Source organism: Arenibacter certesii DSM 19833 (assembly GCF_000429545.1).
Lineage (GTDB): Bacteria > Bacteroidota > Bacteroidia > Flavobacteriales > Flavobacteriaceae > Arenibacter > Arenibacter certesii.
The window spans coordinates 27,900-41,076 of the sequence record NZ_AUCB01000023.1 but is presented as its reverse complement, the minus strand read 5'-3'; the positions used below and the strand labels follow the sequence as shown (position 1 = coordinate 41,076).

General features: G+C 37.7%; 13 protein-coding genes. 9 read left to right on the top strand and 4 right to left on the bottom strand.

Annotation, left to right across the window (positions count from 1 at the left end; genetic code table 11):
* The first annotated feature begins 43 nt into the window (after positions 1 to 43).
* Positions 44 to 1,210, top strand: a complete 1,167-nt coding sequence (locus G466_RS0112775; RefSeq protein ID WP_026814023.1) for a proline dehydrogenase family protein — start codon at positions 44 to 46, stop codon at positions 1,208 to 1,210.
* A gap of 107 nt (positions 1,211 to 1,317) precedes the next feature.
* Here G466_RS0112775 and G466_RS0112770 read toward each other — a convergent pair whose 3' ends face one another.
* From G466_RS0112770 to porX, 4 genes are all read right to left on the bottom strand, one after another.
* Entirely contained in the window at positions 1,318 to 1,701 is a 384-nt protein-coding gene (locus G466_RS0112770; RefSeq protein ID WP_026814022.1) for a hypothetical protein, read from the bottom strand.
* 3 nt (positions 1,702 to 1,704) lie between these two features.
* A complete protein-coding gene (locus tag G466_RS0112765; RefSeq protein WP_026814021.1) occupies positions 1,705 to 2,904 on the bottom strand; it encodes an alanine dehydrogenase in 1,200 nt (399 codons plus the stop codon).
* 278 nt (positions 2,905 to 3,182) lie between these two features.
* Complete coding sequence (tsaE, locus tag G466_RS0112760) at positions 3,183 to 3,611, bottom strand: tRNA (adenosine(37)-N6)-threonylcarbamoyltransferase complex ATPase subunit type 1 TsaE (RefSeq protein WP_026814020.1); 429 nt, start codon at positions 3,609 to 3,611, stop codon at positions 3,183 to 3,185.
* A gap of 14 nt (positions 3,612 to 3,625) precedes the next feature.
* Positions 3,626 to 5,170, bottom strand: coding sequence for a T9SS response regulator signal transducer PorX (gene porX, locus G466_RS0112755; RefSeq protein WP_026814019.1), 1,545 nt, complete (start codon positions 5,168 to 5,170; stop codon positions 3,626 to 3,628).
* Positions 5,171 to 5,200: 30 nt separating this feature from the next.
* Here porX and G466_RS0112750 point away from each other — a divergent pair, with 30 nt between their 5' ends.
* From G466_RS0112750 to fabG, 8 genes are all read left to right on the top strand, one after another.
* Positions 5,201 to 6,430 (top strand): HD domain-containing protein, encoded by a 1,230-nt coding sequence (locus tag G466_RS0112750; RefSeq protein ID WP_026814018.1) that lies wholly within the window; start codon positions 5,201 to 5,203, stop codon positions 6,428 to 6,430.
* Positions 6,431 to 6,453: 23 nt separating this feature from the next.
* Entirely contained in the window at positions 6,454 to 7,470 is a 1,017-nt protein-coding gene (gene lpxD / locus G466_RS0112745) for a UDP-3-O-(3-hydroxymyristoyl)glucosamine N-acyltransferase (RefSeq protein WP_026814017.1), read from the top strand.
* Positions 7,471 to 7,472: 2 nt separating this feature from the next.
* Positions 7,473 to 8,873 (top strand): bifunctional UDP-3-O-[3-hydroxymyristoyl] N-acetylglucosamine deacetylase/3-hydroxyacyl-ACP dehydratase, encoded by a 1,401-nt coding sequence (locus G466_RS0112740; protein WP_034235579.1) that lies wholly within the window; start codon positions 7,473 to 7,475, stop codon positions 8,871 to 8,873.
* 3 nt (positions 8,874 to 8,876) lie between these two features.
* Positions 8,877 to 9,662, top strand: a complete 786-nt coding sequence (gene lpxA / locus G466_RS0112735) for an acyl-ACP--UDP-N-acetylglucosamine O-acyltransferase (protein ID WP_026814015.1) — start codon at positions 8,877 to 8,879, stop codon at positions 9,660 to 9,662.
* 5 nt (positions 9,663 to 9,667) lie between these two features.
* The gene (gene efp, locus G466_RS0112730) at positions 9,668 to 10,231 is read left to right on the top strand and encodes an elongation factor P (protein ID WP_026814014.1); all 564 of its coding nucleotides are present in this window, start codon (positions 9,668 to 9,670) and stop codon (positions 10,229 to 10,231) included.
* Positions 10,232 to 10,267: 36 nt separating this feature from the next.
* Positions 10,268 to 11,200 carry a UDP-3-O-(3-hydroxymyristoyl)glucosamine N-acyltransferase gene (locus tag G466_RS0112725; RefSeq protein ID WP_026814013.1) on the top strand — a complete coding sequence of 311 codons (933 nt, stop codon included), beginning with the start codon at positions 10,268 to 10,270 and terminating at the stop codon, positions 11,198 to 11,200.
* Positions 11,201 to 11,272: 72 nt separating this feature from the next.
* Positions 11,273 to 12,145 carry a succinate--CoA ligase subunit alpha gene (gene sucD / locus G466_RS0112720; RefSeq protein WP_026814012.1) on the top strand — a complete coding sequence of 291 codons (873 nt, stop codon included), beginning with the start codon at positions 11,273 to 11,275 and terminating at the stop codon, positions 12,143 to 12,145.
* A gap of 187 nt (positions 12,146 to 12,332) precedes the next feature.
* On the top strand, positions 12,333 to 13,082 hold the full coding sequence (gene fabG, locus G466_RS0112710; protein ID WP_026814011.1) for a 3-oxoacyl-[acyl-carrier-protein] reductase: 750 nt from the start codon (positions 12,333 to 12,335) through the stop codon (positions 13,080 to 13,082).
* Positions 13,083 to 13,177 lie beyond the last annotated feature (95 nt).

Genomic DNA, 13,177 nt, shown 5'->3' with positions numbered 1-13,177 from the left:
CAAAATCAGTACTTATATTTGGATCCTTAATAAAAACACATAAATGAGGGATCTTTTTGAGGATACTGCAACGGCTTTTGCTTTAAAGACCGACTCAGAATTAGAAAGGGCATATTTCCTTTTTAAATTAATAGGGAATGAACCTTTAGTTAGAATTGGTACTGCAGTTACCAATTTTGCAATCAAGGCTAATCTACCGGTAGAACGTTTAATTAGAGCAACGGTGTTTGATCATTTTTGCGGTGGAACCAATGAAGAGGAGTGTCTTGTGGTTGCCGATAGAATGTTCGAAAAAGGGGTGTATACTATTTTGGACTACTCTGTGGAGGGCCAGCAAGTGGAAAATCAGTTGGATTATACATTTGAGAAAACGCTAAAAACCCTAGACTTTGTAAAGGAAAAGGATGCGATTCCTTTTGCTGTTTTTAAGCCTACAGGTTTTGGTCGATTTAAATTATATCAAAAAATTACCGAAGGTGAGCAACTGACTTTTTTAGAGGAGGAAGAATGGCAGCGCGTGGTCAATAGATTTGATAAGGTGTGTAAAAAAGCACATGATCTTGATGTTTCACTACTAATTGATGCCGAGGAGAGTTATATGCAAGATGCCGCAGATAAATTAGTTGAGATGATGATGCGGAAATACAATAAAAAGAAGGCAATTGTTTTTAATACCTTACAGACGTATCGGTGGGATCGTTTGGATTATTTAAAAAAGCTCCATGAAGATGCCAAAAGAGAGCATTTTCACATTGGTATGAAGGTGGTAAGGGGTGCTTACATGGAAAAAGAAAATGATAGGGCAGAAGAACATGGTTATCCTAGCCCTATTTGCCCGTCCAAAAAGGCTACCGATGAAAATTTTAACCAAGTGGTTACTTATATGTTGGACAATCTTGATCTCATGTCTCTTTTTGCAGGTACCCATAATGAGAATAGTTCCTATTTGCTTATGGAGCAGATGCAAGCAAAAAGTATCGCGAAGAACGACCCAAGGGTATGGTTTGGTCAACTTTATGGTATGAGTGATCATATTTCCTATAATCTCTCCGATAGAGGGTATAATGTGGCAAAATATCTTCCGTTTGGCCCTGTTAAGGATGTTATGCCCTACTTAATTAGAAGAGCTGAAGAGAATACTTCGGTGGCGGGACAAACCTCCAGAGAGCTCACTTTACTGAAAAAGGAGCGAAAAAGAAGGCGAATATAAGTTGGTCTTAAATCGGTTCTTATAAAAGAGCTACATAGCGTATATAAAGGGAAAGCGGCTTTGATTCATTCAAAGCCGCTTTCCCTTTTTTTAATAGAAATGAGCGCCTATTGAAAGGTGACTTCCTCCAATATGCTTTTCTCAAGGCAATTACTTACTCTCAGGATTGCTTTTCTGTTGTTTACTGGGGCTTCTATTAAATAGCTCTTACACGGTGAAGATTTAGTGTCGCTATTTTTAAAATCTACACTTCCATCGTGTAAAAAATTAGTTATATCAGTACTGTCCAATTTTTTATCTTTCAGTAGTGAATTTATAGCATCGGAATAGGTTATATCCTTGCTACGTATATCTTTTAAAGTTCTGCAGTTTGGGAAATAACAAAATTCCGTTCCAGTGCCCTCGGTTTTCTGCTTTAAGAATACCGTTAAAAATACAATACCAATAGCTAGGCCTATTAAATAAAAGCCCAAGCGTTTTAAAAATGCCATAAATTAAAATATAAGAAAATTAATATCGCTGTAAGAAAGGTCAAACCATTCCCCAACGGATTTGTTGGTTAAAATACCATGGTAAAGATATAATCCACTTCTAAGCCCTTTGTCAAAACGCAGTGCATTTTCAAACCCTCCGTCCTCACCAATTTTAAGTAAATAAGGAGTAAAAATATTGCTAATAGAAATTGAGGCCGTTTTAGGGTATCTAGAAGGGATGTTGGGAACACCGTAATGTAACACTCCATTTTTAACTACAATAGGATTGTCATGGGTGGTTAATTCGCTTGATTCAAAACAGCCGCCCATGTCAATACTAACATCAATAATTACTGCACCCTTTTTCATATGTTCTACCATGGTATTCGACACTACTACTGGAGATCGATCTTTACCACGCGTTGCTCCAATAGCTACGTCACACCGTTTTAAGGCTTTTAAAAGGTTCTTGGGTTGTATGGTTGAAGTGTAAACCGTTTGCCTTAAGTTGGTCTGTATGCTCCTTAATTTACTTATTGAATTGTCAAATATCTTTATATTGGCACCCAAACCCAAAGCAGATCTCGCTGCGAATTCTCCAACTGTGCCTGCGCCTATTATAACTACTTCAACCGGGGGCACTCCACTAATGTTTCCAAACATTAACCCGTTACCTCTATTGGTGGCTGCCATGATTTCGGAAGCGATTAGAACCGATGAGATTCCTGCAATCTCACTTAATGATCTTACAGCTGGGTATTTGCCTTCATCGTCCCTAATATATTCAAATGCAATGGCAGTAATTCTTTTTTTAGCCAGTTCCTCAAAATACTTCTTACATTGGGTTTTAATCTGCAATGCAGAAATAATAGTAGTTTGTGGATTTATTATTTCAATTTCTTGCAGGGTAGGGGGTTCTACCTTTAATATAATTGGACATCCAAAGACTTTCTTGGTGTCCCTGGTAATTTCTGCTCCTGCATTGGTATATTCAACATCTAAGTAATTTGCTCCCATCCCTGCACCAGACTCCATAAGAATCCGATGCCCATTGGCCGTAATGGCGTTTACGGCATCTGGAGTTAGGCAAACACGTTTTTCCTGGAATTGGTTTTCTTTGGGAATTCCAATAAAAAGTTCTCCTTTTTGCTTGAGAATCTCCAAGGTTTCTTCTTGTGGAAGCAGTTGTTGCTTGCTAAATGGTGAGGAGTATGGATTCATAGGTTGTAATGCTGTCTTGGTAAGCGCCGAAAAACTTCGAAACTTAAAGCTCCAAAATTACAATATTTTTTCTTTTGGTTTTCTTCCATTTTAAAGGCCTTTTGTTTCTTAAGATTGTTTTTTTCCGAGTTTTTTAATTTAGTATGATAAAATTTTAGTCAGTCCTTTGTATGCCAATCTCATCCAGATATTACCATTACCTGCTAATTAAATTTATAATCATTACACCATAATCATTTACTATCTAGCTAGGCAAAGCAATTTGTATCTGTTGGTTTTTACTGTCCAGAATCTTGTGCAATAACCAAACTTCTTGTTTTCTCATCTAAAATAGTAATATAAATATGTGTTGTATTGGCTGGTATTAAAGACGGTATTTTTTCTGGCCACTCCATAAATATCCAAGCATTGGAATACAAATAGTCTTCTAAGCCTAGGTCTAATGCCTCCATCTCATTCTCCAAACGATAGAAATCAAAGTGATAGCCTAGAACGTCTCCACTTTGATGATGATGATATTCGTTAACAATCCCAAAAGTGGGACTACTACTTGTAGTTCCTCCTCCCAGCTTTTTTACCAATTCTTTAATCAAAGTAGTTTTGCCAGCTCCCATATCTCCATGAAAACAGAGGGTTTTTGACTGGGATTCATCGAGTATATATTGCGCTGCGTCTGTTATTTGTGCTTGGGTGTATTTTTTGCTCATTTTTATAATCTATGTTATTTAGGCTCCAAAACCACAAACGGTATAATCATTTCCTCCAAAGAAACCCCTCCATGTTGATAGGTATTACGGTAATAGCTAACGTAGTGGTTGTAGTTATTTGGATAGGCAAAGAACAAATCGTTTTTAGCGAATATAAAGGAGCTGCTAACGTTAATAGTTGGCAAATATAGCTTCTTTGGATCTTTTGCTTCAAAAACATCTTTTCCTTCATAGGTAAGGCTTTTACCAGTCTTATATCTTAGGTTCAGGCTGGTTTCCCTGTCCCCAATTACTTTAGAAGGTTGTTTTACATTAATAGTACCATGATCGGTAGTTACAATTAGTTTTAATCCCAATAGCTGTGCTTGTTGGATTATTTCTAGTAGTGGTGAGTTTTTAAACCAACTCAATGTAAGGGATCTATAGGCTTTATCATCTGCAGCCAGTTCTTTTAGAACGTCCATTTCGGTTTTGGAATGAGAGAGCATATCCACAAAATTATATACGATAACCGTTAAGTCGTTATCTTTTTGAGATCTAAAATTCTGTGCCAATTGCTTTCCTTGCTTTAGGCTACTTATTTTATGGTATTCCCACTTTAGGTCTAACTTTGATCGTTTCAACTGCGCATCAAAAAACTCCTTTTCGTAAAGATTTTTACCTCCGTCATCCGTGTCATTTTTCCACCAATGCGGATAATTTTTTTCCATTTCTAAAGGAGTGAGTCCAGAAAAAATTGAATTTCTTGCATATTGGGTTGCTGTTGGGAGGATGCTATAATAAGGAGTTTCCTTTTGCTTTCTATAATAGGTGTTTAAAGTAGTCTCAAAGGCCATCCATTGATCATATCTAAGGTTGTCTATTACAATTAAGAGAGTTTTACGATCCGTTATTTCCGGTTGAATTAATTTGCCGAACAAGGTGTGCGACATAATAGGTGCATCCTTATTTTGAAACCAATCTTGGTAATGATTGTCTATAAACTTTCCAAACTGTCTGTTGGCCTCTGTTTTTTGAGATTCCAATATTTCGAACATCCCAGAATCCTCTATTTCCTCTAGTCGCAGCTCCCAGTAGATCAATTTTTTATATAGTTCTGCCCATTCTTCGTGACTATCTACCATGCTGAGATCCATGGCTATTTTACGAAATTCTTGTTGATAGTTGGCTGTGGTCTTTTCAGATACTAGGCGGGAATGGTCTAAATTCTTTTTTAGGGATAATAGAATTTGATTTGGATTCACTGGTTTTATCAAGTAATCTGCAATTTTGGAACCAATAGCCTCTTCCATTATTAGTTCTTCCTCGCTTTTTGTAATCATAACTACGGGGAGGGAGCCATGAGTTTCTTTTATTTCGTTTAAAGTTTCCAATCCAGATATTCCGGGCATATTCTCATCAAGAAAAACGATGTCTACTCGCTTCTCTTTTAATGTTTCCAATGCCTCTCTTCCACTTAAACAGGGGACTACTTCATAATTTTTGTTTTCTAAAAAAAGAATATGTGGTTTTAACAAATCTATTTCATCATCTACCCAAAGTATTGTTATCTTGTTCATTATATTTGTCTGCGTAAAAATATTGTGATATTGATTAAATCAAAAAAACTTAAAGTTTTCAATGATCCAATTTACGGATTTATTGGAATACCGAGTGCACTTATTTTTAATCTGATCGAGGAGCCTTGTTTTCAGCGACTTAGAAGAATTTCCCAGATGGGGCTTTCCTATTTGGTGTATCCAGGGGCTCACCACACCCGGTTTCCACATGCTCTGGGAAGTATGCACTTAATGCAGCAGTCCATTCAAGTTTTAAAATTTAAGGGTGTAGAAATTACTAAAGCAGAGGAAGAAGGACTTTTATGTGCTATCCTGCTGCATGATATAGGACATGGCCCATTTTCCCATGCTATGGAACATTCAATAGTAGAAGGTGTAAGCCACGAATATATTTCCCTAATGTTTATGGAGCAACTTAATAGGAAATACAAAGGGAAGCTATCACTTGCGATCTCTATATTTAAGGGTCAATATTCTAAAAAATATTTAAACCAACTTGTATCCAGCCAGTTAGATATGGATCGTATGGATTATTTAAAAAGAGATAGTTTCTACACGGGAGTGGCTGAAGGTAATATTAATTCTGAAAGACTGCTGACCATGTTACATGTGTATAATGGGGAATTGGTTGTAGAGGAGAAAGGAATTTACTCGGTAGAAAAATTTTTAATGGCCAGGCGTTTTATGTATTGGCAAGTATATTTACATAAAACGGGATTAGTAGGAGAACAGTTGTTGATCAGGATTTTAAAGAGAGCAAAAGAACTCTTATTGGCCGGGGAGAAATTACCTTGTAGTAGTGCCTTGCGGTTTTTTATGGAAAATAAAATATCCAAAGAAGAATTTACTCCTGCAATCCTAGATCAATTCGCTAAACTGGATGATGTAGACATTATGTGGGCTATTAAATCTTGGCAGGATCAGAGTGATTTTGTGCTTTCTAGGCTGTGTAAAATGATAGTTAATCGACGCTTATTACATGTTAAACTAAAAAATAAGCCCATTAACCAAGAGAGACTGCAAAAACATTTTTTAAAATTTAAAAAGGAGCACAACTTAACAGACGAGGAGACAGCTTATTTTGTGTTTTCCGGAGAAACGCATAATCAAGCCTATAATGCAGAGTACCAACATATAGGTATACTGAGAGCTAATGGAAAAATTATGGATGTGGCCAAGGCTTCGGATCAACAATATTTAAAAGCCCTTTCAAAAATGGTGGTGAAATATTATATGTGTTATCCTAAAGTGGCAGTTTAACTATTTTTCTTACTTTTGTGCCCATGATATTTACAGCTAGCCAAATCGCAGGTATATTAGAAGGGGATGTGGAGGGTAATCCAGAAATCGCTGTTCATAAATTGTCCAAGATCGAGGAGGGTGAAGAAGGGTCATTGACGTTTCTTGCTAACCCTAAGTACACCTCTTATATATATACTACAAAAGCATCTGTGACAATAGTGAACCGGGATTTTGTACCCGAACACAAATTAACCACTACTTTAATCAAAGTAGACGATGCGTACACTTCATTTTCCAAATTGTTGGAATATTATAATCAGGTAAAAAATAATAAAGTAGGTATTGAAAGTCCGGTATTCTTATCAGATACTGCAAAATATGGTGCGGATTTCTATTTGGGAGCCTTTGCCTATGTGGGGAGTAATGTGAAAATTGGAAACAATGTTAAAATCTACCCTAACGCCTATATTGGGGATAATGTGGTGATAGGTGACAATGCCGTTATATTTGCTGGAGCAAAAATCTATTCAGAGACCGTTATCGGAAAAAATTGTGTGTTACATAGTGGGGTAGTAGTTGGAGCAGATGGTTTCGGATTTACACCTAATGAGAATATGGAATATTCAAAAATTCCACAGACGGGCAATGTTATATTAGAGGATGATGTAGAGGTGGGTGCCGGTACAACCATAGATAGGGCAACTTTAGGGTCCACTATTTTAAGAAAAGGTGTTAAGCTGGACAATCAGATCCAGATAGCCCATAATGTAGAAATAGGAGAGCATACTGTAATTGCTGCCCAGACAGGTGTAGCAGGATCTACAAAGATCGGGAAATATTGTAAGATAGGTGGACAAGTGGGTATTGTAGGGCATATTACTATAGGGGACTATGTGAAAATTCAGGCCCAATCTGGCATTGGCAGGAGTGTTCTAGACAACGAGACCTTGCAGGGGTCACCAGCATTGAGCTATGGGGATTTTAATAAATCTTACGTACATTTTAAAAATTTACCGAAAATTATTAATAGAATAGAAGATATCGAAAAAAAGAATTGACGGTGGGCAAAACAAAAATAAGACAACGGACAATTGCAAAGGAGGTAACGCTCGAGGGTGTTGGTTTGCATACAGGGGAAAATGTTACATTAAAATTTGTACCTGCCCCAGAAAATTATGGATATGCGTTTAAACGTGTAGACTTGGAAGGGGAACCTCTGATAGAGGCAGATGCCAATTTTGTGGTAAATACCCAAAGAGGCACCAATTTGGAAAAACGCGGTGTTAAAATACAAACTTCAGAGCATGTACTAGCTGCTTTGGTAGGATTGGAAATAGACAATGTGATCATTGAGTTAGATTCGCCAGAGCCTCCAATAATGGACGGGTCTTCCAAATATTTTGTAGAAGCTTTGGAAAGCGCCGGGATCCTGGAGCAGGAGGCCGAAAGGGAAGAATACATTGTAAAAGATGTAATCTCGTATAAGGATGAAGCTACAGGAAGTGAGATTACTATTATTCCTTCAGATAAATACCAGGTAACGACCATGGTAGATTTTGGCACAAAAGTCCTTGGGACTCAAAATGCCACATTGGAAAATTTAAGTGATTTTAAAACCGATATTGCGAATGCAAGGACCTTTAGTTTCTTGCATGAGTTGGAAGCTTTATTAGATAATGGTCTTATTAAGGGAGGTGACCTAAATAATGCTATTGTTTACGTAGACAAGGAAATTTCTGAGGCTACGATGAAAAAATTAGAAAAATCGTTCAATAAGAAGAAACTATCCATTAAACCCAATGGAATCTTGGATAATTTAACCTTACATCATCCCAATGAGGCTGCAAGGCATAAGCTTCTTGATGTTATAGGAGATTTGGCATTAGTTGGGACAAGGATTAGAGGGAAGGTGATTGCCAATAAACCTGGCCATTTTGTTAATACCCAGTTTGCTAAAAAGCTCTCCAAAATCATAAAATTGGAAAAAAGGAATTATGTTCCTCAGTACGATTTAAGTCAGCCTCCTTTAATGGATATCCATCAAATTATGGATATGTTACCTCATAGGCCTCCTTTCTTATTGATTGATAGGATATTAGAACTGTCCGATCAGCATGTAGTGGGAATGAAGAACGTAACTATGAACGAGCAGTTTTTTGTTGGGCATTTCCCAGGTGCCCCTGTTATGCCCGGTGTACTTCAAGTAGAGGCAATGGCCCAAACGGGGGGTATTCTTGTATTGAGTACCGTGCCCGACCCAGAGAATTACCTCACCTTCTTTATGAAGATAGATAATGTGAAGTTCAAACAAAAAGTATTGCCAGGAGACACCTTGGTTTTCCATTGTAGCCTTATTTCTCCTATCCGTAGAGGGATTTGCCACATGCAGGCATATGCGTATGCAAACAATAAATTAGTATGCGAAGCAGAAATGATGGCGCAAATAGTTAAAAAGAAATAATCGATGAATCAACCGCTGGCTTATATTCACCCAGGCGCCAAAATCGCTAAAAACGTGGTGGTAGATCCTTTTACCACAATCCACAATAACGTAATTATTGGGGAGGGAACTTGGATAGGATCAAATGTTACCATTATGGACGGAGCTAGGATTGGGAAAAATTGTAATATTTTTCCTGGTGCTGTAATTTCTGCTCCCCCACAAGACTTAAAGTATGATGGGGAGGAGACTACCGTTGTTATAGGGAACAACACTACAATAAGGGAGTGCGCCACTATTCACAAAGGTACATCAGACCGTATGAAAACTGTTATAGGTGATAACTGTCTTATTATGGCCTACTGCCATGTTGCCCATGATTGTCTTGTAGGTGATAATTGTATCTTCTCCAATAATTCTACTCTTGCAGGACATGTAAGTATAGGGGACAACGTAATTCTTGCTGGTCTAGTTGCAGTGCATCAATTTGTGTCCATAGGTAGACATGCCTTTGTTACCGGAGGATCATTAGTGAGAAAAGATGTTCCGCCATTTGTAAAAGCAGCAAGGGAGCCTCTTTCTTATGTTGGCATTAATTCCGTGGGGCTACGAAGACGCGGATTTACCTCTGAGAAGATCAGGGAAATACAGAACATCTATAGGATATTATATCAACAAAATTATAACAATTCTCAAGCGGCTCAAATTATTGAAGCTGAAATGGAGGCTACTCCAGAAAGGGATGAAATCTTACAATTTATAAGAGATTCGCAACGAGGAATAATGAAAGGATACTTTAGTAACAATTAGAAAATATGGCTTCTACATCAGATATAAGAAAAGGATTGTGCATTAGGTACAACAGTGACATTTATAAAATTATTGAATTTCTCCATGTAAAACCAGGGAAAGGACCCGCGTTTGTGAGAACAAAATTGAAGAGTGTTAGTACAGGGAAAGTTTTGGAAAATACGTTTTCTGCAGGACATAAATTGGATGATGTTCGTGTAGAAACTAGGTCTTATCAATTTCTTTATGCAGAAGGGGAAATGTATCATTTTATGAATACGGATGATTACAATCAGATTTCTTTACAGGAAAGTGCACTGGATGCGCCCAATCTGTTAAAGGAAGGAGAAGTTGTTACCATTCTTTTTAATACGGAAGACAGTATGCCATTGTCAGTGGATATGCCTGCAAGTGTTATTTTGGAAGTTACTTACACAGAGCCTGGAGTAAAGGGAAATACCGCTACTAATGCTACTAAGCCTGCTACCGTAGAAACTGGGGCTACCGTGAATGTGCCTCTTTTTATAAATGAGGGAGATAAAGTTAAGATAGACACCGAGAAAGGTGCTTATATTGAGCGGGTTAAGTAATTATTTTTAGCTAGCAGTGAGAAAATATTCTAAAACATGAGATTTCCATCCCCATATACCTTAAAGCAAATTGCTACCATAATTAATTCTGAATATTTGGGGGACGATGATTTTCCTGTATTGGGAATGAATGAGATCCATGTGGTACAAGAAGGAGAAATTGTTTTTGTAGATCACCCCAAATATTATGAAAAGGCTTTGAATAGCAAGGCCACGGTGGTTCTTATTAATAAAAAAGTTGAATGCCCTCCAGGAAAAGCGCTTTTAATCTCTAATGATCCTTTTAAGGATTTTAATGCCTTAACACAGTTTTTTAAGCCATTTGAAAAAGCGCAAAGTGCTATTTCCAGTAGTGCTGTAATCGGAAAAAATACGGTAATTCAGCCCAATTGTTTTATTGGAAATAAGGTAGTAATAGGGGATAATTGCCTTATTCATTCCAATGTTTCTATTTATGATAATTGTATCCTAGGAAACAATATAGTAATCCATGCTGGTACTGTTTTGGGATCCGATGCGTTTTATTACAAAAAAAGACCGGAAGGTTTTGATAAGTTGTTATCTGGCGGTAGGGTAGTTATCCAAGATAATGTAGATATTGGTGCACTTTGTACTTTAGATAGAGGGGTTACTGGTGATACTTTGATTAAAAAAGGAACCAAATTAGACAACCAGGTGCATGTTGGGCACGATACGGTAATTGGAGAAAATTGCTTGATTGCATCTCAGACTGGAATAGCGGGCTGCGTTGTTATAGAGGATGAAGTTACCTTATGGGGACAAGTTGGGGTGACCAGTGCCGCCACAATTGGAAAGAAAGCAGTAGTTTTGGCGCAAACAGGAGTTTCAAAATCCCTAGAAGGGGGGAAGAATTATTTTGGGAGCCCGGCAGAGGAGGCAAGGGAGAGATTAAAACAATTGGCATATATAAAACAGATTCCCGCCATCTTAAGAAAATTAGATAAATAAATAAGCAAAGGAATAGTTTAGAATATCTTTTCAAATCTATATTTTTGCTTTAATAATTAAACGAAAAATATAATGAGCGTTTTAGTAAACAAGGATTCCAAAATTATTGTTCAGGGTTTTACAGGTAGCGAAGGTACTTTTCACGCCGAACAAATGATTGAATATGGTACCAATGTTGTTGGAGGTGTTACTCCAGGCAAGGGAGGACAAGAGCATTTGGGGAGACCCGTGTTCAACACTGTGGAGGAAGCCGTACAAAAGGTAGGTGCAGATACTACTATTATATTTGTGCCACCAGCTTTTGCTGCTGATGCTATTATGGAAGCTGCAAGTGCCGGTATAAAGGTTATCATTACTATTACTGAAGGAATACCCGTTGCCGATATGGTAATGGCATATGACTATATTAAGCACATGGATTGTCGTTTAATAGGTCCAAACTGTCCAGGAGTAATTACTCCAGGAGAGGCAAAAGTGGGAATTATGCCTGGTTTTGTGTTTAAAAAAGGAAGTGTAGGAATTGTTTCCAAATCTGGAACCTTAACGTATGAGGCTGCTGATCAAGTTGTACGTCAAGGACTTGGTATCACTACAGCCATTGGAATTGGAGGGGATCCTATCATTGGAACTACAACCAAAGAAGCGGTTGAGCTTTTAATCAATGATCCTGAAACTGAATGTGTGGTTATGATCGGTGAGATAGGTGGACAGTTGGAGGCAGATGCTGCAAAATGGTATAAAGCCAGTGGCAGTAAAAAGCCTATTATAGGTTTTATTGCTGGAGAAACTGCACCGGCGGGAAGAACCATGGGACATGCAGGTGCTATTGTAGGTGGTAGCGATGATACGGCCCAAGCCAAAAAGGCAATCATGAGAGAATGTGGTATCCATGTTGTTGACTCCCCTGCAGAAATAGGATTAAAGGTTAAAGAAGTAATGGGATAATTATTTATTAATCATACAAAATTCCGTTTGTGCTGAATATTTCCGATTTCCTCGGAAACGTCAGGATAAACGGAATTTTCTTTTCCATAGCGCTTGGGTTTGTAAAAACTTGAGTCCATTATGGATAAAAATTTCAATTCGGGAAAAACAAAACTTATATTTGATCAACAACTAAGAAATTAAACAAATGAAGCTACTAGAAGGGAAAAATGCGATAATTACAGGTGCCAGTAGGGGAATAGGCATGGGTATAGCTCAGGTTTTTGCACAGCATGGCGCAAACGTGGCCTTTACCTATAGTTCCAGTGAAACTCCAGCACTTGCCTTGGAAAAAGAACTAACGGCATTAGGTGTTAAAGCCAAGGCTTATAAGAGTAACGCTGCAAGTTTTGAGGATTCTGAGAAATTAGTGGCCCAAGTCTTGGAAGATTTTGGTGGCGTAATCGATATTTTAATTAATAATGCCGGTATTACCAAAGATAACCTACTTATGAGAATGGGAGAGAACGATTTTGATTCGGTTATAGAAATCAATCTAAAGTCGGTTTTTAACATGACCAAAGCTGTTCAGCGTACTATGTTAAAACAAAGGAAAGGTTCCATTATTAATATGAGTAGTGTAGTAGGAGTAAAGGGAAATGCCGGACAATCAAATTATGCAGCTTCTAAGGCAGGAATGATCGGATTCACCAAATCCATCGCATTGGAACTAGGTTCTAGGAATATCCGTTGCAATGCAATAGCGCCAGGATTTATAGAAACGGAAATGACCGATAAATTAGATGAAAAAGTAGTACAGGGATGGAGAGATGGAATTCCTTTAAAGCGAGGTGGTGCCCCAGAAGATGTTGCAAATGCCTGCTTGTTTCTAGCTTCGGACCTATCGGCCTATATTACTGGGCAAGTATTGAACGTTGATGGAGGGATGCTTACCTAGATTTTGTTAGTGGACCATTACTCAATTGGCTACCTTTAAATAAAATCGCAATTTATAATATATGTCATCTCATTAAAAATCGATTAAGGTTTAAA